Origin of the sequence: Rhizobium binae, assembly GCF_017357225.1 — a bacterium.
GTDB lineage: Bacteria > Pseudomonadota > Alphaproteobacteria > Rhizobiales > Rhizobiaceae > Rhizobium > Rhizobium binae.
The window spans coordinates 1,562,390-1,581,364 of record NZ_CP071604.1; the positions used below are offsets into that span (position 1 = coordinate 1,562,390).

18 protein-coding genes are annotated in these 18,975 nt (G+C 61.1%); 7 read left to right on the plus strand and 11 right to left on the minus strand.

Going from position 1 to position 18,975, the window contains the following annotated elements; genetic code table 11:
- Nucleotides 1-5: 5 nt before the first annotated feature.
- On the plus strand, nucleotides 6-902 hold the full coding sequence (locus J2J99_RS07580) for a branched-chain amino acid ABC transporter permease (RefSeq protein WP_168294557.1): 897 nt from the start codon (nucleotides 6-8) through the stop codon (nucleotides 900-902).
- A 102-nt stretch (nucleotides 903-1,004) separates the two neighbouring features.
- Here the strand turns inward: J2J99_RS07580 and J2J99_RS07585 are convergent, their stop codons facing one another.
- From J2J99_RS07585 to J2J99_RS07605, 5 genes are all read right to left on the minus strand, one after another.
- Entirely contained in the window at nucleotides 1,005-1,466 is a 462-nt protein-coding gene (locus J2J99_RS07585; protein WP_168294558.1) for a molybdenum cofactor biosynthesis protein MoaE, read from the minus strand.
- A 250-nt stretch (nucleotides 1,467-1,716) separates the two neighbouring features.
- Nucleotides 1,717-1,971, minus strand: coding sequence for a molybdopterin converting factor subunit 1 (gene moaD, locus J2J99_RS07590; protein WP_168294559.1), 255 nt, complete (start codon nucleotides 1,969-1,971; stop codon nucleotides 1,717-1,719).
- Nucleotides 1,968-2,558 (minus strand): CDP-diacylglycerol--glycerol-3-phosphate 3-phosphatidyltransferase, encoded by a 591-nt coding sequence (gene pgsA / locus J2J99_RS07595; protein ID WP_168294560.1) that lies wholly within the window; start codon nucleotides 2,556-2,558, stop codon nucleotides 1,968-1,970. Before pgsA ends, moaD begins: the two co-directional genes overlap by 4 nt.
- A gap of 165 nt (nucleotides 2,559-2,723) precedes the next feature.
- Nucleotides 2,724-4,763, minus strand: coding sequence for an excinuclease ABC subunit UvrC (gene uvrC, locus J2J99_RS07600; RefSeq protein ID WP_168294561.1), 2,040 nt, complete (start codon nucleotides 4,761-4,763; stop codon nucleotides 2,724-2,726).
- Nucleotides 4,760-5,527 carry an SDR family oxidoreductase gene (locus J2J99_RS07605; protein WP_168294562.1) on the minus strand — a complete coding sequence of 256 codons (768 nt, stop codon included), beginning with the start codon at nucleotides 5,525-5,527 and terminating at the stop codon, nucleotides 4,760-4,762. Before J2J99_RS07605 ends, uvrC begins: the two co-directional genes overlap by 4 nt.
- Before the next feature lie 365 nt (nucleotides 5,528-5,892).
- Between J2J99_RS07605 and J2J99_RS07610 the strand changes: the two genes are divergently transcribed.
- The gene (locus tag J2J99_RS07610; RefSeq protein ID WP_168294563.1) at nucleotides 5,893-6,528 is read left to right on the plus strand and encodes an outer membrane protein; all 636 of its coding nucleotides are present in this window, start codon (nucleotides 5,893-5,895) and stop codon (nucleotides 6,526-6,528) included.
- 139 nt (nucleotides 6,529-6,667) lie between these two features.
- Here J2J99_RS07610 and J2J99_RS07615 read toward each other — a convergent pair whose 3' ends face one another.
- Both J2J99_RS07615 and J2J99_RS07620 read right to left on the minus strand, forming a co-directional pair.
- Nucleotides 6,668-7,264: a glutathione S-transferase family protein gene (locus J2J99_RS07615; protein WP_168294564.1), complete on the minus strand. Its 597-nt coding sequence runs from the start codon at nucleotides 7,262-7,264 to the stop codon at nucleotides 6,668-6,670.
- A gap of 158 nt (nucleotides 7,265-7,422) precedes the next feature.
- Complete coding sequence (locus J2J99_RS07620) at nucleotides 7,423-8,292, minus strand: 23S rRNA (adenine(2030)-N(6))-methyltransferase RlmJ (protein ID WP_168294565.1); 870 nt, start codon at nucleotides 8,290-8,292, stop codon at nucleotides 7,423-7,425.
- A gap of 16 nt (nucleotides 8,293-8,308) precedes the next feature.
- Here J2J99_RS07620 and J2J99_RS07625 point away from each other — a divergent pair, with 16 nt between their 5' ends.
- A complete protein-coding gene (locus J2J99_RS07625; protein ID WP_168294566.1) occupies nucleotides 8,309-10,513 on the plus strand; it encodes a molybdopterin oxidoreductase family protein in 2,205 nt (734 codons plus the stop codon).
- The gene (locus J2J99_RS07630) at nucleotides 10,510-11,100 is read left to right on the plus strand and encodes an NUDIX domain-containing protein (protein WP_168294567.1); all 591 of its coding nucleotides are present in this window, start codon (nucleotides 10,510-10,512) and stop codon (nucleotides 11,098-11,100) included. Before J2J99_RS07625 ends, J2J99_RS07630 begins: the two co-directional genes overlap by 4 nt.
- Nucleotides 11,101-11,169: 69 nt before the next feature.
- Here the strand turns inward: J2J99_RS07630 and J2J99_RS07635 are convergent, their stop codons facing one another.
- Nucleotides 11,170-12,468: an FAD-dependent oxidoreductase gene (locus J2J99_RS07635; protein WP_168294568.1), complete on the minus strand. Its 1,299-nt coding sequence runs from the start codon at nucleotides 12,466-12,468 to the stop codon at nucleotides 11,170-11,172.
- Nucleotides 12,469-12,472: 4 nt separating this feature from the next.
- Nucleotides 12,473-13,042, minus strand: coding sequence for a PadR family transcriptional regulator (locus J2J99_RS07640; protein WP_168294704.1), 570 nt, complete (start codon nucleotides 13,040-13,042; stop codon nucleotides 12,473-12,475).
- A gap of 280 nt (nucleotides 13,043-13,322) precedes the next feature.
- Between J2J99_RS07640 and J2J99_RS07645 the strand changes: the two genes are divergently transcribed.
- Complete coding sequence (locus J2J99_RS07645) at nucleotides 13,323-14,492, plus strand: alpha-D-ribose 1-methylphosphonate 5-triphosphate diphosphatase (RefSeq protein WP_168294569.1); 1,170 nt, start codon at nucleotides 13,323-13,325, stop codon at nucleotides 14,490-14,492.
- 619 nt (nucleotides 14,493-15,111) lie between these two features.
- On the opposite strand, the gene purN is transcribed toward J2J99_RS07645, so the two are convergent.
- Nucleotides 15,112-15,783 carry a phosphoribosylglycinamide formyltransferase gene (gene purN / locus J2J99_RS07650; protein ID WP_168294570.1) on the minus strand — a complete coding sequence of 224 codons (672 nt, stop codon included), beginning with the start codon at nucleotides 15,781-15,783 and terminating at the stop codon, nucleotides 15,112-15,114.
- On the minus strand, nucleotides 15,780-16,853 hold the full coding sequence (purM, locus tag J2J99_RS07655; RefSeq protein WP_168294571.1) for a phosphoribosylformylglycinamidine cyclo-ligase: 1,074 nt from the start codon (nucleotides 16,851-16,853) through the stop codon (nucleotides 15,780-15,782). Before purM ends, purN begins: the two co-directional genes overlap by 4 nt.
- A 241-nt stretch (nucleotides 16,854-17,094) precedes the next feature.
- Between purM and J2J99_RS07660 the strand changes: the two genes are divergently transcribed.
- Entirely contained in the window at nucleotides 17,095-18,219 is a 1,125-nt protein-coding gene (locus J2J99_RS07660) for an AI-2E family transporter (protein ID WP_168294705.1), read from the plus strand.
- Entirely contained in the window at nucleotides 18,212-18,925 is a 714-nt protein-coding gene (gene hdaA / locus J2J99_RS07665; protein WP_168294572.1) for a DnaA regulatory inactivator HdaA, read from the plus strand. Before J2J99_RS07660 ends, hdaA begins: the two co-directional genes overlap by 8 nt.
- Nucleotides 18,926-18,975 lie beyond the last annotated feature (50 nt).

Consider the following 18,975-nt stretch of genomic DNA (forward strand, 5'->3'; position numbering starts at 1 on the left):
CTGGAATGGCTTACCTTCTGCAGCAGCTTGCGAATGCGGTTCCGCTTGCCGCCCTCTATGCCGCGCTCGCCTTCGGTTATGCCGTCGCCTTCGGCGTCACCAAACGGGCCGATATCACCTATGGGGCGATCTTTGCCTTTTCCGGCCAGATCCTGCTGCTTTTCACCGAGCTCGCCTTCAACCGCTTCTGGCTGGTGCTGCCGGCGGCCCTTGCCGTCGGCGCCTGCGCCGCGATCGTCTATTCGCTCGCGGCGGGCATCTGGATCGGCCGCTCGATCATGCTGCCGCTGGTCAGCAAATCGCCGAATACGGTGATCGTCGCCGCTCTCGGCATCATGATCGTGCTGATGGAGACCGCCCGGCTCGCCGCCGATACCAGGGCGATCTGGCTGCCGCCGTTTCTGAACGACACGATCGTCTTCTGGAGCGACGGCCCGTTCAAGGTGACCCTTACTTATATCCAGCTGATCGACACGGCGCTGATGTCGGCAATCGTCGTGATCGGGACGCTGATCCTCAGGCGCACGACCTGGGGCCGCATCTGGCGCGCCGTCACCGACGATCCGCTGGCCGCCGAGCTCTGCGGCACCAGCGCCAGCCGCGTCTTCCTCGCCGCCTATGCGGCCGCCGCCCTCGTCGCCACGATTTGCGGCATCCTCGCCACCTTCTATTACGGCTCGATGGATTTCGGCGCCGGCCTTATGTTCGGGCTGAAGGTGCTGCTGATCGCCGCTGTCGGCGGCTACTCCGATCCGCTGCGCTCGGCCGGCGGCGCTGCCGGGATCGCCGTCATCGAAACCCTTTGGGGCGCCTACGGCCCCTTCGTCTGGCGCGATCTCGTCATCTTCTCGCTGCTCGTCCTATTGCTGGTGATGAGCCGCAGGGAGCGTGTGGTTCTCTGAGCAATTCCAGCAAAAGTGTGCAGCGGTTTTGCGTCCGGAATTGCGTCAATCAAAAAGGAGCGGCGCATTTCCGTCGCTCGGAGAAATCAGGACATGCGCTGATTACTTCCACTTGTCGCGCGCCGCGTCGTCAGCGTCTTTCGCTGCGACCCATTCGCCTGCGGTGCCGTCCCTGCCGTGCTCCTTTTTCCAGAAAGGGGCCGCGGTCTTCAGGAAATCCATGACGAAGTTGGCGCCGTCGAACGCTGCCTGCCGGTGCGGCGCGGCCGCGACGACGAGCACGATATTCTCGCCGATTGCGATTTTGCCGTAACGATGGATGGCAGTCAGCCCGAGCAGCCCGAAACGAGTAATAGCGAGTTCGCCGATGCGGGTCATCTCGGCTTCGGCCATGCCGGGGTAATGTTCGAGTTCGAGCGCCGCAAGCGTGCCGCCGTCGTCGCGGCAGAGGCCGGAGAAGGTGACGACGGCACCGACGCCGGGGTTGCCTTTGCAGAGCACGTCTACCTCGGCCTGCAGATCGAAATCCTCGTGCTGGACGCGGATGGTGGGGGTGATGGTCACAGCGAAATCCTCCGCTGCTTTGATGCCGCTGCAAAGAATGCGCAAACGCGGTGCCGTGGAAGCCCCCCTCTGGCCGCGCGGCGATCTCCGCCACAGGTGGGGAGATCACAAGCGGCGCGACCTTCCTGCCCCCTTGCCGTTCCGCTGGGCTGAAACATTGATTGTTTGGACGAGCCGGTGCTCCGAGCCAATCTCCCCATCTGTGGGGGAGATGCCCGGCAGGGCAGAGGGGGGCGATCTGGCACGGCCATCACCCCCCCGTCATCGGCGGAAATATTCCAATTTCCCGCGCCCCGGATATCGGCTCGTCATGCTCGACATGCTCCATATCGAGCGCCACCCTGATCACGTCGGGATATTGAAGTGCGGCCTCATATTCTTCGCCCAGCGTCTTCAAATGATTCAGAAGATCGGCGACGGTGACGACGGAGGAGGGGAGGTCGATCTCCTCCTCACCCTTGCCGATGCGCTCGCGCACCCAGGCGAAATAGACAAGCCGCGTCATTCCTCTTCATCCACGATATGTTTCAGGCCGGCGCGGAAATAGTCGTAGCCGGTATAGATGGTCAGCAGCGCGGCGATCCACAGAAGCGCGATGCCGGTCTGCGTCGTATAGGGGAAAATCTCGTCGCCGGCCGGGCCGGCGAGCAGGAAGGCGATGGCGACGAGCTGCAGCGTCGTCTTCCATTTGGCGATCCGTGTCACCGGCACGCTGACCTTCAGCGCCGCCAGATATTCGCGCAGCCCGGAAACCAGGATTTCGCGGCAGAGAATGGTGATCGCCGCCCAGATCGACCAGCCGGCGATGGTCTGGTCGGCCGCAACCAGGAGAAGAATCGAGGCGACCAGCAGCTTGTCGGCGATCGGGTCGAGCATGCGGCCGATATTCGACGTCTGGTTCCAGATGCGGGCGAGATAGCCATCGAGAAAATCGGTAATCGAGGCGATGATGAAGATCCACAGCGCCACCCAGCGCGCCGTATTGCTGATCGACAATCTGCCTTCGATGAAGAAGCAGAGAACAATCACCGGCACGGCGAGGATCCGGCCGTAAGTCAGAAGGTTGGGGATGCTATACGCACGCGATGCCATGAGATCGTTTCTCTGAACTGATGCGCCGCGATAGCGCCGCGCGTCTTTACGAAAATCGATTCCGATTTTCGGGGCCGATGCCGTAGATGACGGCTTTGATCGCGGACCGTCAACATTGTTTCTGTCTTTTCACTGCCTTTGCGTGGAATTTGCGACGGACGCCGGCTATTTCGCGGCGTCGTCGTGGAAATGGTTGTAAACTTGCCTGGCGACGGCTTCCGAGATGCCCTCCACGGCCATCAGGTCGGAAAGGGCGGCGCGCGAAACCGCTTTCGCCGTGCCGAAATGCTGCAGCAGCGCCCGCTTGCGCGACGGCCCGATGCCGCCGATCTCGTCGAGCGGGTTCTTGACCATTTCTTTCTTGCGCCGCGCCCGGTGCGAGCCGATCGCGAAGCGATGCGCCTCGTCGCGCATGCGCTGGATGAAATAGAGCACCGGATCGCGCGGCGGCAGCGTGAAGCTCTCGCGCCCCGGCGGAAAGAAGCGCTCGCGCCCGGCATCGCGGTCGACACCCTTGGCGATGCCGATCGCCGTCACGCTGTCGGTGATGCCGAGCTCGGCGAGGATGGCACGCACCGCCGTCATCTGCCCTTGGCCGCCGTCGATCAGGATCACGTCGGGCCAGGCCGGGAAGGGCATGTCGGCGGCGTCGCTTGCTGTTACCTGCGCCGTCCGGTCGGGAATGCCTTCCTCCTTGATCAGCCGTGAGAACCGCCGTGTCATCACCTCCTTCATCATGCCGAAGTCGTCGCCGGGGGTGATGTCGGTCGATTTGATGTTGAACTTGCGGTACTGGTTCTTCACGAAGCCTTCCGGCCCCGCCACCACCATGCCGCCGACGGCATTGGTGCCCATGATATGCGAGTTGTCGTAAATCTCGATGCGCTGCGGCGCATAGGCAAGCCCGAAGGTTTCCTTGAAGCCTTCGAGCAGCCGTGACTGCGACGCCGTCTCGGCCAGTTTTCGCCCATGCGCCTCGCGTGCATTGCCGACGACATGATCGACCAGATCGCGCTTCTCGCCGCGCTGTGGCACCAGGATGGAAACCTTGTGGCCGGCCTTTTCGCTGAGCGCTGCGGCGAGCAGCTCCAGTTCCTCGACCGTCTCCGACAGTAGGATCTGTTTCGGCACCGGCTTGTCGTCATAGAACTGCGCGAGAAAGGCATTCAGCACTTCGGCGCCGGACAACTGCGGGTCGGCTTTCGGGAAATAGGCGCGGTTGCCCCAGTTCTGGCCGGTGCGGAAGAAGAAGACCTGGATGCACGAGACGCCGCCTTCGTGATGGATGGCAAAAACGTCAGCCTCCTCGACGCCCGCAGGATTGATGCCCTGGTGGCTCTGCACGTGCGAAAGTGCGGCCAGACGGTCGCGATAGATCGCTGCCCGCTCGAAGTCGAGATCCTCGGCCGCCTGGTTCATGGCTTCGGCCATATGCGATTTCACCTTCTGGCTTTTGCCCGAAAGGAAGTCCTTGGCCTCCTGCACCAGTTCGGCGTAGCCCTCGTCGCTGACTTCGTGGGTGCATGGCCCGGAGCAGCGCTTGATCTGATAGAGCAGGCAGGGGCGCGTGCGCGTTTCGAAGACGCTGTCGGTGCAGGTGCGGATCAGGAAGGCGCGCTGCAGCGAATTGATCGTGCGCCCGACTGCGCCGGCCGAAGCGAAAGGTCCGAAGTAATCGCCCTTTCTGGCCCGCGCGCCGCGATGCTTGAAAATCGCCGGCGCCCGGTGATCGCCGGTGATGAGAATATAGGGAAACGACTTGTCGTCACGCAGCAGCACGTTAAAGCGCGGCCGCAAGCGCTTGATCAGATTCGCTTCCAGCAGCAGCGCTTCGGTTTCCGTACGCGTCGTCACGAATTCCATGTTGGCCGTCTGCCGCACCATCTGGGCGATGCGGTTGGAATGCACGCGACCGACGGCGTAGTTGCCGACGCGCTTCTTCAGGCTGCGCGCCTTGCCGACATAGAGCACATCGCCTTCGGCATTGAACATGCGGTAGACGCCGGGGCTGTTCGGCAGCCGCTTGACGAATTCGCCGATCAGTTCTGCGCCGATGAGCCCGGTCTCGTTGAGGCTGCCGGCATTCCAGTCGACCGCTGCCGCGAGGGGGGCGGCGGCAACCTCGCCTTCCACCTCGATTTCGTCTTCGCTCTCATCCGTGTCGTCGTAGAGAACGCCGCCATCCGGCAGCTTTCGTCCGTTCATTCCGTAATCTCCGCCACGTCGGGCGTCTGCCAGGCGAGGTGCTGGCCGCCGTCGAGAGCAATCATCTGGCCGGTGATCGAGGGCGTGTCGAAGAGGAAGCGAATCGTTCGTCCGAACTCGCCGAATCCCGGCCCCGCCTTCATGATAAGCCCGTCGATCTGAGCCTGGAAGTCCTCTTCCGATTGCCGCGTGCTGCGCACTGTCGGGCCGGGGCCGATGGCATTGACGCGCAGCTTCGGCGCAAAGGTCTGCGCCATCGTCTGCGTCGCCGTCCACAGCGCCGCCTTGGAGAGCGTATAGGAATAGAAGCCCGGATTGAGCGCCCAGACGCGCTGGTCGATGATGTTGACGATCAGGCCGGTCGTTTCCTCAGGCAGCTGTTCGGCAAAGGCTGCGGCAAGAATCGAGGGCGCCCGCACATGGATATCGAAATGTTGCGCCCATGCCTCCGCGTCGAAACCGCGAGCCGAATCCTGCCGGAAGATCGAGGCATTGTTGACCAGCAGGTCGATCGGACCGAGCGCTTCCGACGCTCTTTTTATCAGCTCGCTGGTTTCGCCGATATCGGTAAGGTCGGCCTTGAGCGCGATCGCCCGATATGCCTTCCGCCGCAATTCCGCCGCCAGCTCTTCGGCTTCGCCGAGGGAGCCGTTCGCATGGATGGCGACGGAAAAGCCATGTGCGGCAAGGTCTTCGGCGATTGCCCGGCCTATTCTCTTGGCAGCCCCCGTTATAAGGGCCGCGCGAAGTCTTTTGTGGTTCAAAATCTTGCCTTCTGATCCCGCGAGTCTGTTGGCAGACTATATAGGAGGCCGGGGAGATTATATAAATAGGCCGTTGCGGTTGCCTTCGTTGCTCAGTTATTCTATGTATTATTTAAGAAGATGGTTCCTTAAAATAAGTATTTTAAGTTTAACACTTCGGTATGGTTAATGAAGTGTATGTTGCGGTTAAGCAACATCGAATTTCAGCCATGCGGTCGCCACAATGATATCACAATTTGGCTCTTTCAAATCCGCATTTCAGTTTCAATTTCAGTCTCGATCCGGAAGGGACATCTGGCAATTTCCCCGCCAATGCTTCGCTGAGAGACAGATGAAAAGCGGCGCGGGACTGAAAGGAGAAAAGTATGCGTGTACTCATTGCTGGCCTCATGGCCTCTGCTTTTGCAATCGCGGGCGTCTCGGTAGCTCAGGCGGCCGACGCCGTCGATCAGGTTCCGGAAGCACCGGTCGCCCAGGATGCCCCGGTCAAGCCCGCCGGCAACTGGGAGGGCTTTTACCTCGGCGGCGCCGGCACCTACAACATGGGTGACTTCGGTTCCGACCGTCACACCTACGGTTTCGGCGGCCAGGTCTTCACCGGCTACAACTGGCAGCAGGGCCAGATCGTTTACGGCGTTGAATCCGACCTCGGCTACAGCGGCGACGACGTTTCCTCGGGCGGCGTCAAGAACAAGTATGGCTGGAACGGCTCTGTCCGTGGCCGCGTCGGCTACGACATGAACCCCTTCATGCTCTACGGCACGGCCGGTCTTGCCCTCGGCGACATCAAGGTTTCCGACGGCACCTCGGACGAAAGCAAGACGGCTTACGGCTATACGGTCGGCGCCGGCGTCGAAGCCTTCGTGACCAACAACATCACGACGCGCCTCGAATATCGCTACACCGACTACCAGAGCAAGGATTACGACCTCGACTCCGGCAGCTTCTCGCGCGGTTACGACGAGAACAGCGTCAAGCTCGGTATCGGCGTCAAGTTCTAAGCCGAACGGAACATCCGATCATCAAGAAGCCGGGCACGTCGCCCGGCTTTTTTGTCGGCTCGTTGTTCGTGGTCACTCGGCCTAAAGCGTGCCGCGAAACCGCGGCACACATTTGCGAGACATGCTCCAGGCTGCCGAATTATGCGCTGGGCTTGAGCTCTTGATAGGCCGAAAATTTCTTTTCGAACTGCGCCAGCCAGTCGATCAGCGGCGCGTGATCGGCTTCCCACTGGCCCTTGAAGCGCAGGTCGAGATAGCCGAGCGTGGCAGCCAGGGCGAAATGTCCGCCATGGAGTTTCTTGCCTGTCTTCGGCAGATTGGCGCTCAGATGCGCAAGCCCGCTCGTCACCTTCTTCCATTGCCGGTCGATCCAGGGCTGGTGAACCTTTTCCTCCTCGCGGAAGCGCCGCTCGTACATGATCGTCAGCAGGCAGTCGCAGATGCCGTCGGAAAGCGCTTCCAGAACTTCCGCATCGGTGCGTTTGCCGTTCTTGGCAGGATAGAGCCGGCCCTTCGCCAGCCGGTCGAAATAATGCATGATCGCCACGCTGTCGAAGACCGGGGCGCCGTCTTCGGTCAAAAGCGTCGGGATCTTGCCGAGCGGATTGTTGTCCACCAGAATTGCCGGCCCGGTATTGGTGTCGACCCGGATATCGTTCATCTCCAGGCCAAGGAAACGCGCGGCCATTCTCACCTTGCTGGAATAAGGCGAGGCGGGCGACCAAAGAAGCTTCATGAGACACCTGATGGATTGTGAGCCAATGTATGTCGCCCAAAAGTGCGCAGCGGTTTTGGGACGACAGATGCTTAAAACAGAAAACTGATGCGCAGCGGATAAACATGTTTCATGCAATGCGCTTCAACGGCCGACTATTTCCGAAGCGTCGTGCCCGGTCAATCGTCCTTCACCGTCTTGTTCTCGCCGCGCAGCCAGAAGGCGCGGTGCGAGGCGAAACGGTCCTGCGCCAGATGGTCTTTCAGTGCCGGCAGCAGTTGATGCAGTTCGTCCTTCAGCGTGAAGGGCGGATTGACGATGACGAGGCCGGAGCCCGTCAGTCCTGTCATGCCGCGATCACTGCGCACGGTCAGTTCGGCGCAGAGCATTTTCGGAATGTCGAGCGCCTGCAGCGTCTCGTGGAATTCCTTGATCGGCGCGCCCTTCTTCAGCGGATACCACAGGCAGTAGGTGCCGCCGGGAAAGCGCCGATAGGCCCGCTCCAGCCCCTTGGCCAGGCGCTGATATTCGTCCTCCTCCTCGAACGGCGGATCGACGAGCACGATGCCGCGTTTTTCTTTCGGCGGCAGATGCGCACCGAGCGCCAGCCAGCCGTCGAGTTCGGTGATGCGGGCATGGTGATCGCCTTCGAACAGCCGGTGCAGACGGGCATAGTCCTCGGGATGCAGTTCCATCGCCGACAGCCGGTCCTGCGGCCGGAACAGCATGCGCGCCAGTTTCGGCGATCCGGGATAAAAGCGGATGCCGCCCTCGGGATTGAGTTCGCGAATTGCGGAGAGGTAGGGCTCCAGCAACTCGGCGACCTGCGGTCCGAGTTCGGCCTCCATCAGCTTGCCGATGCCCTCGAGCCATTCGCCGGTTTTCTGCGCCTCCTCGGAGGAGAGGTCGTAGAGCCCGATGCCGGCATGGGTGTCGAGCACACGGAAGGCTCCCTCTTTCTTCTGCATATAGCGGATCAGCCGCGCCAGCACGGCATGTTTCAGCACATCGGCAAAATTGCCCGCGTGGTAGAGGTGGCGGTAGTTCATTTTCGCTGATGTCCGTATGAATTCGGGTCATGGGGAGTTTTTCTGGCTTTTGGCCATTCAAGGCTTGGAATATACAAATGCCATGAACATTGCGACCCCTATCGACGCCAAATCCCTGAAGCCGGATACCAGGTTGGGCCACACGGCCTGTCCGCACGACTGTCCCTCCACCTGCGCGCTGGAGATCGAGCTATCGGAGGACGGCCGCATCGGCCGTGTGCGCGGCGCCAATAATCATTCCTACACCGCGGGCGTCATCTGCGCAAAGGTCGCCCGTTATGCCGAGCGGCTCTATCATCCCGACCGGCTGATGCATCCCTTGCGCCGCTCCGGCGCCAAGGGGGCAGGGCAATGGCAGCAGATTTCCTGGGACGATGCGCTGGATGAGATCGCCGAGGCCTTCGTCAAGGCCGAGGCCAAAGACGGCAGCGAGGCGATCTGGCCTTATTTCTACGCCGGCACCATGGGCTGGGTGCAGCGCGATTCCATCGATCGCCTGCGCCACGCCAAGCGCTATTCCGGCTTTTTCTCGTCGATCTGCACCAATCCGGCCTGGACCGGCTTTACCATGGCAACCGGCACGCTGCGCGGCCCCGATCCGCGCGAAATGGCGCGCACCGATTGCGTCGTCATCTGGGGCACCAATGCGGTCTCGACCCAGGTCAACGTGATGACCCATGCGATCAAGTCGCGCAAGGAGCGCGGCGCCAAGATCGTCGTCATCGACATCTATGACAACCCGACGATGAAGCAGGCCGACATGGCCTTGATCGTCAGGCCGGGCACCGACGCGGCGCTCGCCTGCGCGGTCATGCACGTTTCCTTCCGCGACGGCTATGCCGATCGGGATTATATGGCGAGATATGCCGACGATCCCGTCGGTCTCGAAGCGCATCTGAAAACCCGGACGCCGCAATGGGCGGCCGAGATCACCGGCCTTTCGGTCGAGGAAATCGAAGCCTTCGCCCGCCTCGTCGGCACGACGAAGAAGACCTTTTTCCGCCTGGGCTACGGCTTCACCCGCCAGCGCAACGGCGCCGTCGCCATGCATGCGGCCGCTTCGGTCGCCACCGTGCTCGGCTCCTGGCAATATGAGGGCGGGGGCGCCTTCCATTCCAACAGCGATATCTTCCGCATGAACAATGCGGAACTGACCGGCCGCGCGATGAAGGATGCCGATATCCGCATGCTCGACCAGTCGCAGATCGGCCGGGTGCTGACCGGCGATCCGGTGGCCTTGCGTCACCGCGGCCCGGTGACGGCAATGCTGATCCAGAACACCAATCCGGCCAACATCGCCCCCGAGCAGCGCCTTGTCAAACGCGGTTTTGCCCGCGGCGACCTGTTCGTCGCCGTGCATGAGCAGTTCATGACCGAGACGGCCGAGATCGCCGATATCGTCATTCCCGCGACGATGTTCGTCGAGCATGACGATATCTACCGGGCCGGCGGCCAGAACCACATCCTGCTCGGACCGAAGCTGGTCGAGCCGCCGCCGACCGTGCGCACCAATCTCTTCGTCATAGAGGAACTGGCGAAACGCCTCGGCGTCGCCGATCGACCCGGCTTCGGTTTTTCCGCCCGCGAGATGGTCGACCGCGTGCTGGAATCCAGCGGCCTGCCGGATTACGACCATTTCCTCGAGCACAAATGGTTCGATCGCCAGCCGGTTTTCGAGGAGGCGCATTTCCTGAACGGCTTTGCCCATCCCGACGGCAAGTTCCATTTCCGCCCGGACTGGATCAACCAGCCGGCGCCGAACAAACCGCCGGCGGCGATCGGCGCGCTCGGACCGCATGCGGAACTGCCCGTCTTCCCCGATCAGGTCGATGTCATCGAAGTCGCCGATCCCGAGCATCCCTTCCGCCTCGCCACGTCGCCCGCCCGCAACTTCCTCAATTCGAGCTTCTCCGAGACCAAGACGTCGCGTCAGAAGGAGGGCCGTCCCGAAGTGATGATCAATCCTGCCGATGCCGAGGCCAACGGCATCGCCCATGGCGATCTCGTCCGCATCGGCAACAGCCGCGGCGATCTGCGCATCCATGCCCGCATCACCGCCGAGGTCAAGCCGGGCGTGCTGATCGCCGAGGGCCTCTGGCCGAACAAGGCGCATGTCGACGGCGAGGGCATCAATGTGCTCACAGGCGCCGACCCGGTCGCGCCCTATGGCGGGGCGGCCGTGCACGACAACAATGTCTGGCTTCGCAAGGACGCAGCATGATGCAACCGAAATCACGGGTGAAGATCGTCGGCGAGGAAACGCTGTCGAACGGCTGGACGCGGCTGAGCAGCTACTTGCTCGACTATATCGACCGCAAGGGCGCTACCCAGCGCTTGAAGCGGGAGGTCTACCACCGCACGCCCGCCGCCTGCATCCTGCTCTATGATCCGAAACGCGATCTCGTTGTTCTCGTGCGCCAGTTCCGTCTCGCCGTTCATCTGAACGGCGATCCCGCATGGATGATCGAGGTGCCGGCCGGCCTTCTTGACGACGACCATCCCGAACAGGCGATCCGCCGTGAGGCGATTGAGGAAACCGGCTACCGCCTGCGTGAGGCTCGCTTCCTTTTCAAATCCTATCCCTCGCCCGGCGCTATCGCCGAGGTCGTCCATTTCTTCGTTTCCCTCATCGATACCGCCGACCGCGTCACCGAAGGAGGCGGTCTGGCCGAGGAGCATGAGGATATCGAAGTTCTCGAAATTCCGCTGGACGAGGCGACTCGGATGATCGAAACCGGCGAGATCTTCGACGCCAAGACGATCGTGCTGCTGCAATGGGCCTTGTTGAACCGGAGTAACCTTCGATAGCGGATGCGGCGATCGAGGCGCCGGATGCCAGGTCGCCTCCGGGGGATCCCAGGATGACCCGCGATCGTGTTAGTTTTCGCCGCGAACTCGCATCATCTGCCGAAACGCACGTCGCTTTAATACAGGGGTTGCGTTGATGATCCGCATGACGCCGCGCATGGCAGCGAGCTGGACTGTGCCGACAATCGGCCGATGAGCCGGATGGCTGGCATCCATATGCTTTCTCGATTCTTGTACTGCTTCGGTGCTGTAGCGAAGCATTTCGGCTTCATAGTCGTGGATGGCATCGATGAGCGGCTTTTGTCCTCGGTCCGCTGCGACCAGCATGTGCCCAAGCAGAGCGGCATCGCGAAGCGCCGTATTCGCGCCGGCGCCTCGTCCGGGTGTCATCGTATGGACGGCGTCACCGAGCAGTGTGACGTTCGAACTCGTCCAAGGTTTCAGCGGGACGGAAGTCCTGACCTTGACATCGTGGATCGTCGAGGGCTCCGTCATACGAATGAGAGCACGCAAATGCGGATGCCAGTCTCGCGCGAGTTCCAGGCCCAGTTCTCTCAACTGTTCTCCGCTTAGGCCCGCCGTATCCCGCGGGCAATTCTGCCGGGCGCCCCAGATGCCCCAGCCGATACTGTCCTGGTCGAGCGCTTCGACGAAATCCGGCCAACGAGCGGCAAAATCGGGGTCGCTGCGGCTGTCGGCGAATTCGAGCGAGTGAATAATCGCGCCGAAACCCATCGGCGCCATAATGATCGACATGCCTCTGACCATCTTGTCCGACAACAGAGCTTTCGCCTCGGCCGTCGTGGGGATTTTGCCCCCGAGCGACACGATTCCCGTATCTTCCAGACGCGCTTGCGGTAAATATTGCCTGCGCACAGCTGAGTTCGTGCCGTCAGCACCGACCAAAACATCTCCCGTCGCGAAACTTCCATCCTGAAAGCAAGCGGTGACGGACCCGTCGGCGTTACGTGTGTACCCCTGAAGCGCTTTGCCGAAGGAGACATGGTCTTCAAGCCCCCTGAGTAGAACCCGCCTCAGTGTCTTTCGAACGACGTTCTTTTCACCGTCGAGAGTATTCGCGGCCGCATCCCCGATGTCGAAGCTCAGCACTTCACCAAGATGTTCCGTGAACATGTTGAAATAGCATGGCGACTTGGCGCATGTGGCAACATAGAGGTCGTAGAGGTCGTTGGGTACACAGGCCCTTAGCGCTCGGCTTCCAGCCGGGCTGATACCGACGCGATAGCCGCCGGTGTCGGCGTCCGGTGCCATGTCGCGTTCATAAACAGCAATGCTAACGCCGGCCTGTTTAAGCAGATGAGCGAGTGCCAGACCGCCAGTCCCGGCGCCGATAATCAAAACCTTCATGGTGCTAGTCCTTGTCGGGCGTGGAGTGGGTGGAGAACTGGCCGGCAATCTGCCTCAGCCACTCGTCTGTCCAAACGATGCGCCCGGCGCGCAGGTCCTCGACGACGGCATTGACCCAGGACAGTTCGGTTGCATGAAGCGCTCGGAGATATTCCATCTCGAGCAGGAAGAGCCTTGGTACGGCCCGCGCCTCTTGCAGTATTCCATCGATCCGGCGAAGTTCCGACTCGATCGCTTTTGTCCTGTGCTCAAGCAGATGCAACACATCGTTCGGCGTGAGCAGAGCAAGAAATGATATGGCTGCGGGGAATTCCGGATATTCCCGCGTTAAGCTCGACAACATCTCGCGGATCCATGCCAGCGCGACGTCGCGGCCCTTTTCGGTGATCTCATACACGGTCCGCTCGGGACGCTTGTAATCCCGTACTGTTTTTTGCGACGTGATCAAACCTTCGCGTTCGAGCCGCTGGATTGTTTGATAAAGGCTTGCCCTTTGCGTGACATTAATCACCTCGTCCTTGCCGCGCTCCTTGATGAGACGCTGCATTCGGTAAGGATGCAGCGGCTCTTCCATGAGCATTGCAAGGACAGCGAGCGCGACTGGAGAACGTTTGATCGAGGTCATAGTCATAATATTAATAGTTAGATTATAACTAGTCAACTCGTTAGCGTCGGGACTCGTGGATCGACGCTGCGATGGATCGACGCCATGAATTCGTGCGGCGGCACATCTGACCATTTCCAAAGCGCTGGTTTCCGCGTTAACGTGAACGCACTTTAAACTCATACGACTGTTACAAAGCGGTTCTATCCGCTGCGGTCTGTCGATCATCGAGGCGGTCAGGAGAAGGCCCATGTGGCTCAGTAATTTCACCCTCGTTCTCCCAAACGAGGTGGTGAGTGACGGTTCCGTGCGTGTTGAAGACGGCGCCATCGCCGAGATCAGGCCGGAGCCGGTCGCAGGGGCTGCAATCGACGGCGGCGGGCGGCTGCTGATGCCGGGATTCGTCGATCTCCACGGCGATATGATCGAGCGCGAGATCGCGCCGAGGCCGAACGCGACAATGCCGATCGATTTCGGCATCCACGAGCTCGACAAGAAACTTGCCGCTGCCGGTGTGACGACCGCCTTTGCCGCTGTCTCCTTCGCCACCGAAAGCGTCTACGGCCATGTCCGCTCGCTGGAGACGACGTCGGCGGTGATCGAGGGCATCAACCGTCTGCGTAACGATCTCTTGATCGACCACCGCGTTCACGCCCGCTATGAGATCACCAATGTTGGCGCAGCACCTGCGCTCGAACGCCTGCTGAATGCCGACCAGATCGACATGGTTTCGCTGACGGACCACACGCCGGGCCAGGGCCAGTACAACAACCTGCAGAGCTATATCCTCAGCATTTCCGAGCGCCGCGCCATCTCCGAGGAGATGGCCGCCGAGATCGTCGCCAAACGCATCGCCATGCGCAGCAATCCTGACATCGAGGCCAAGCTGCGGGAGATCGTCGCCCTGTCGCTGAAACACAAGCTGTCGCTCGCCTCGCATGACGACGACAGCGTCGAGAAGGTCGCAGAAATGCACGATCTCGGCGTCACCATCAGCGAATTTCCGGTGACCGCACCTGCCGCGGAAGAGGCGCGCCGCCGCGGCCTCTGGACGCTGATGGGCGCCCCGAATGCTCTGCGCGGCCAATCGATGTCCGGCAATCTCAGTGCCCTCGAAGCCGCCAGGGCCGGTATGCTCAGCGTCATCGCTGCCGATTACCATCCGGCCGCCTTCGTGCCCGGCATCTTCAAGCTCGCCGACATGGTGGAAGGCGGCCTGCCGGCCGCCGTCGCCATGGCGACCGTCAACGCCGCCCGCTCCGCCGGCCTCTCCGATCGCGGCGAAATCGCCCTCGGCCAGCGCGCCGATCTGGTGGTGGTCGAGCCGGGCGACATCAATCGAATCCGCGCCACCTTCCGCGCCGGCCAGTTCGTGTATAGCGACGGCACGTTGCATCCGCTGCGGGCGATGGCGGCTTAGCTGCAGGTTTGAGCGTCGATGACGAGATACCGGCGAGGCGAGCTTTCTCATCGGCGGTGCCCGACTATCACATTTCTCCGGAGCAAGACTGTTAAGAATGCGGAATCAAGATGTCATCTGAGCCAAGGTTGCTACACAAGGAGTGGGGGCTCCTGCCGCTCGTTTTGAGTGGAATTGCGACGATATGCGTATTCATCATATCGATTTACTACGATAACCAACACGGAATTTCGTATGTCTATGTAGGTGAAAAATATATAGAATGCGAAAAGTCAGTTGCTTCCTTGTTGAAGGCCATTGTCCTGGTATACAAATATCCAGGTTTGGCTCTTATGATTATTTCATTTATTTCTGTAATATTCTGTTATGTCCAGGACAGAGGTGTTTTTATCTTTATTGCAATATGTTTTGTATTTTTTAGCTATCCATTTGCTACAATGTGGGGCGGAGCCAGCATTGTTCTAAGTCAATCATCGGCGGTGAGGCTGTGCGAGAGGGGAAGTTACGGCTCGGTTGCGATCCACCTTCCGATGTTGTTTTTGTCGTCTTACGTGAGCATTGGAAATATGGTTCTGCTGACCAAGCGATGGTTTAGAGGAAGAACCAGGAATATTGATATCTAACCGCGGTCGCCGATCAGCGAAATCAGCTGGGCCCTAGGCGCCGTCGTTGAAGCCTCGAAGCCAACAGCCTTGCCACCCTCCATCGTCACGTGGCCTTCGGCAAAGAGCCGTAGCGCCTGCGGATAGATCTGGTGTTCGACGGTCAGCACGCGCGCAGCAAGGCTTTCGGCCGTGTCGCCGGAAAGCACCGGGACGGCGGCCTGGCCGATCGTCGGTCCCTCATCCATGCCCTCGGTGACAAAATGCACCGTGCAGCCTGCGATCCGCATGCCGGCGTCGATGGCGCGCTGATGGGTATGCAGGCCCGGAAACAGCGGCAGCAGGGAAGGGTGGATGTTGAGCATCCGGCCTTCATAGCGCTGGATGAAGGTCGGCGTCAGCAGTCGCATATAGCCGGCCAGGCAGAGGATATCGGGCGAAAGTTCGTCGAGCGCCGAAAAGATCGCCGCTTCATGCGCATCCTTGCTGACATAGTCCTTGCGAGGGAAGGCGAAGGTGGCGATTCCCTCGGCCGCGGCCTTGACAAGCCCGCCGGCCTCCGCCTTGTCCGAGATGACGCCGACGATCTCTGCCGGATAATCGGCGGCCTTCGCGGCCGTGACCAGCGCCATCATGTTGGAGCCGCCGCCGGATATGAAGACGACGACGCGTTTGCGCGGCGTGCTCATATGGCAAGCGTGCCCTTGTAGACCGTGCCGGCAGCCCCTTCGGCGCGGGCGATCATGCGGCCGAGCGTAACGACCTTCTCGCCTTCGGCTTCAAGCACCTTCGATACCGCGGCGACATTCTCTTCGGCGACGACGACGATCATGCCGATGCCGCAGTTGAAAGTGCGCAGCATTTCCTTGGACTCGACGCCGCCCATCATGGCAAGCCACGAGAAGACCGGCGGAACCTTGACGGCCGCAAGGTCGATCTCGGCCGCCAGCTGCTTCGGCAGCACGCGCGGAATATTTTCCGGGAAGCCGCCGCCGGTGATATGGGCGAGCGCCTTCAGCGCACCGGTTTCGCGGATCGCCTTCAGCAGCGGCTTTACATAAATGCGGGTCGGTTCCAGCAGCGCTTCGCCAAGTTTCTTGCCTTCTGCGAAGGGCGCCGGCGCGTCCCAGCCGAGGCCGGAGAGTTCGACGATCTTGCGCACCAGCGAGAACCCGTTGGAATGGACGCCGGAGGAGGCGAGGCCGAGGATCACATCGCCTTCTGCAATGTCGCCGGAGGGGAGCAGCTTGCCGCGTTCGGCAGCGCCGACGGCAAAGCCGGCAAGATCGTAGTCGCCGGAGGAATACATGCCGGGCATTTCGGCGGTCTCCCCGCCGATCAGCGCGCAGCCGGCCTGCCGGCAGCCGGCGGCAATGCCGCCGACGATCGCCGCACCCTGGTCGGGGTCGAGCTTGCCGGTCGCGAAATAGTCGAGGAAGAACAGCGGCTCGGCGCCCTGCACCACGAGATCGTTGACGCACATGGCGACGAGATCGATGCCGACGGTGTCGTGGTAATCAGCATCGATGGCGATCTTCAGCTTGGTGCCAACGCCGTCATTGGCGGCGACGAGAACCGGATCGGTAAAGCCCGCAGCCTTGAGGTCGAACAGCCCGCCAAAGCCGCCGATCTCGCCGTCGGCGCCGGGACGGCGCGTCGAGCGCACCGCCGGCTTGATCTTCTCGACGAGGAGGTTGCCGGCATCGATGTCGACGCCCGCTTCGCTGTAGGTCAGGCCGTTTTTCCCAGACTGGCTCATGCTGGTCTCCGATGGCTGTTTTCAGGCGGCCAACATGCCGCGTCATCTGCCGGTCGCAATTGCATGACAGGGGCGTTTATGCAAGCGCCGCATGGCAAAAGCCCCCAATTTCCCGCGTCTTCCCTGGGGCTTTCGGGGATTTGTCGCGACAGGGTTGACCATCTTTGCGCCTGCATCCTATGTGCTGAATGGCCGCGTCGGATCGGACGTGGTGTTCGGCGGCGAGCGAAGCGGGGAAGCGATGCCACAGCATGTCAGCGGCAACAGCCTTAAACGCCAGATCTTCTTCTGGCTGGCGGTGCTCGCCTTCTTCATCGCCTTTCTCTATATCTTCAGCTCGATCCTGCTGCCTTTCATCGCCGGCATGGCGATCGCCTATTTCCTTGATCCGGTCGCCGACCGGCTGGAGCGCCTGGGGCTCAGCCGCATGATGGCGACGGTCGGCATCCTCATCGCCTTCGTCATCACCTTCGCATTGGCGCTGATGATCCTCATTCCGGTGCTGATCAGCCAGTTCAACGATTTCGCCGAGCGCCTGCCCGGTTATATCAGTCAGTTGCAGCAGTTCATAACCCAGACGCAGAATTCGCTGCTGCCGGATTGGGTCAAGAGCCAGGCCGGAACGATCAAGGACAATCTCTCCGGCATCCTCTCCGAAGGCATGGGCTTCCTGACCGGGCTCTTCGCGCAGATCTGGAATTCCGGCAAGGCGATCGTCGACGTCATCTCGCTGCTCGTCGTCACCCCCGTTGTCGCCTTCTATATCCTGCTCGATTGGGACCGCATGGTCTCCAAGGTCGACCAGTGGATCCCGCGCGACTATGTCGGCGATGTCCGCCAGATCGCCAAGGAGATCGACCAGGCGATCGCCGGCTTCGTTCGCGGCCAGGGCTCGCTCTGCCTCATCCTCGGCATCTATTATGCCGCCGGCCTCTCGCTCGTCGGCTTGAATTTCGGCCTTCTGATCGGTCTCTTCGCCGGCATGATCAGCTTCATTCCCTATGTCGGATCGCTGGTCGGCCTCGTTCTCGCCGTCGGCGTGGCGATCGTGCAGTTCTGGCCGGATTATCCCTGGATCGGCCTGGTGCTCGCCGTCTTCTTCAGCGGCCAGTTCCTGGAAGGCAACATTCTGCAGCCGAAGCTCGTCGGCTCCAGCGTCGGCCTGCATCCGGTATGGCTGATGTTTGCGCTTTTTGCCTTCGGCGCGCTCTTCGGTTTTGTCGGGCTTCTGGTCGCGGTGCCGGCTGCCGCCGCCGTCGGCGTCCTTGTTCGCTTCGCGCTTTCGCGCTACCTTCAGAGCGATCTTTATTTTGGCGTGTCGCCGAGTGGCCGCGCTCAAAAGACGAAATCAGTTCCCAATGAATGACGTGAAGAACGCTGATCCGAAGCGTATGGCCGGAGAACAACTGCCGCTGGTCTTTTCGCACGATGCCGCCAGCGGCCGCGACGATCTCCTGATCTCGGAGCGTCTTGCCGCCGCCGTGTCGATCGTCGATGCCTGGCCGGCATGGCCGTCGCCGGTTGTCGTGCTTGCCGGTCCGGTCGGCTCGGGTAAATCGCATCTTGCCCGCATCTGGCGGGAATTGAGCGGTGCCGTCAGCATCCACCCCGAGCTTGGCTCGGATGCCGCCGTCGCCGCTGCAGCCGGCCCGGTGCTGTTCGAGGATGCCGATCGCCTCGGCTTCGACGACAATGCGCTCTTCCACGTCATCAACAGCGTTCGCGAACATGGCACCAGCCTGTTGATGACTAGCCGCCTCTGGCCGATATCCTGGCCGGTTTCGCTGCCCGATCTGCGCTCGCGCCTGAAAGCGGTGACCGTCGTCGAGATCGGAGAACCCGACGAAGCGCTGCTGTCGCAGGTGATCGTCAAGCTCTTCGCCGACCGGCAGCTTTATATAGATGACAAACTCGTGCTCTATATCGTCAACCGCATGGAGCGGTCGCTGAACGCGGCCCAGACGATCGTCGAACGGCTCGACCGGCTGGCCCTGTCGCGGGGCACGAAGATCACCCGGTCTCTTGCCGCCGAAGTATTGAATGAATTGGGAAATTCGGAACCGGCCGATTGACTGTCACAGTTCCGTCGTGAAACTGATATAATTGCCGTCGGCGATTGAAA

Excerpts from the sequence above, each read along its gene's own strand:
- purN (WP_168294570.1), bottom strand. The coding sequence starts at position 15,783 with ATGAGCACGCCGCGCAAACGCGTCGTCGTCTTCATATCCGGCGGCGGC.
- J2J99_RS07630 (WP_168294567.1), top strand. The coding sequence starts at position 10,510 with ATGATGCAACCGAAATCACGGGTGAAGATCGTCGGCGAGGAAACGCTG.
- purM (WP_168294571.1), bottom strand. The coding sequence starts at position 16,853 with ATGAGCCAGTCTGGGAAAAACGGCCTGACCTACAGCGAAGCGGGCGTC.
- J2J99_RS07620 (WP_168294565.1), bottom strand. The coding sequence starts at position 8,292 with ATGAACTACCGCCACCTCTACCACGCGGGCAATTTTGCCGATGTGCTG.
- J2J99_RS07625 (WP_168294566.1), top strand. The coding sequence starts at position 8,309 with ATGAATTCGGGTCATGGGGAGTTTTTCTGGCTTTTGGCCATTCAAGGC.
- J2J99_RS07580 (WP_168294557.1), top strand. The coding sequence starts at position 6 with ATGGCTTACCTTCTGCAGCAGCTTGCGAATGCGGTTCCGCTTGCCGCC.
- moaD (WP_168294559.1), bottom strand. The coding sequence starts at position 1,971 with ATGACGCGGCTTGTCTATTTCGCCTGGGTGCGCGAGCGCATCGGCAAG.
- J2J99_RS07615 (WP_168294564.1), bottom strand. The coding sequence starts at position 7,264 with ATGAAGCTTCTTTGGTCGCCCGCCTCGCCTTATTCCAGCAAGGTGAGA.
- J2J99_RS07660 (WP_168294705.1), top strand. The coding sequence starts at position 17,095 with ATGCCACAGCATGTCAGCGGCAACAGCCTTAAACGCCAGATCTTCTTC.
- hdaA (WP_168294572.1), top strand. The coding sequence starts at position 18,212 with ATGAATGACGTGAAGAACGCTGATCCGAAGCGTATGGCCGGAGAACAA.
- uvrC (WP_168294561.1), bottom strand. The coding sequence starts at position 4,763 with ATGAACGGACGAAAGCTGCCGGATGGCGGCGTTCTCTACGACGACACG.
- J2J99_RS07635 (WP_168294568.1), bottom strand. The coding sequence starts at position 12,468 with ATGAAGGTTTTGATTATCGGCGCCGGGACTGGCGGTCTGGCACTCGCT.
- pgsA (WP_168294560.1), bottom strand. The coding sequence starts at position 2,558 with ATGGCATCGCGTGCGTATAGCATCCCCAACCTTCTGACTTACGGCCGG.
- J2J99_RS07640 (WP_168294704.1), bottom strand. The coding sequence starts at position 13,042 with ATGGAAGAGCCGCTGCATCCTTACCGAATGCAGCGTCTCATCAAGGAG.
- J2J99_RS07610 (WP_168294563.1), top strand. The coding sequence starts at position 5,893 with ATGCGTGTACTCATTGCTGGCCTCATGGCCTCTGCTTTTGCAATCGCG.
- J2J99_RS07645 (WP_168294569.1), top strand. The coding sequence starts at position 13,323 with ATGTGGCTCAGTAATTTCACCCTCGTTCTCCCAAACGAGGTGGTGAGT.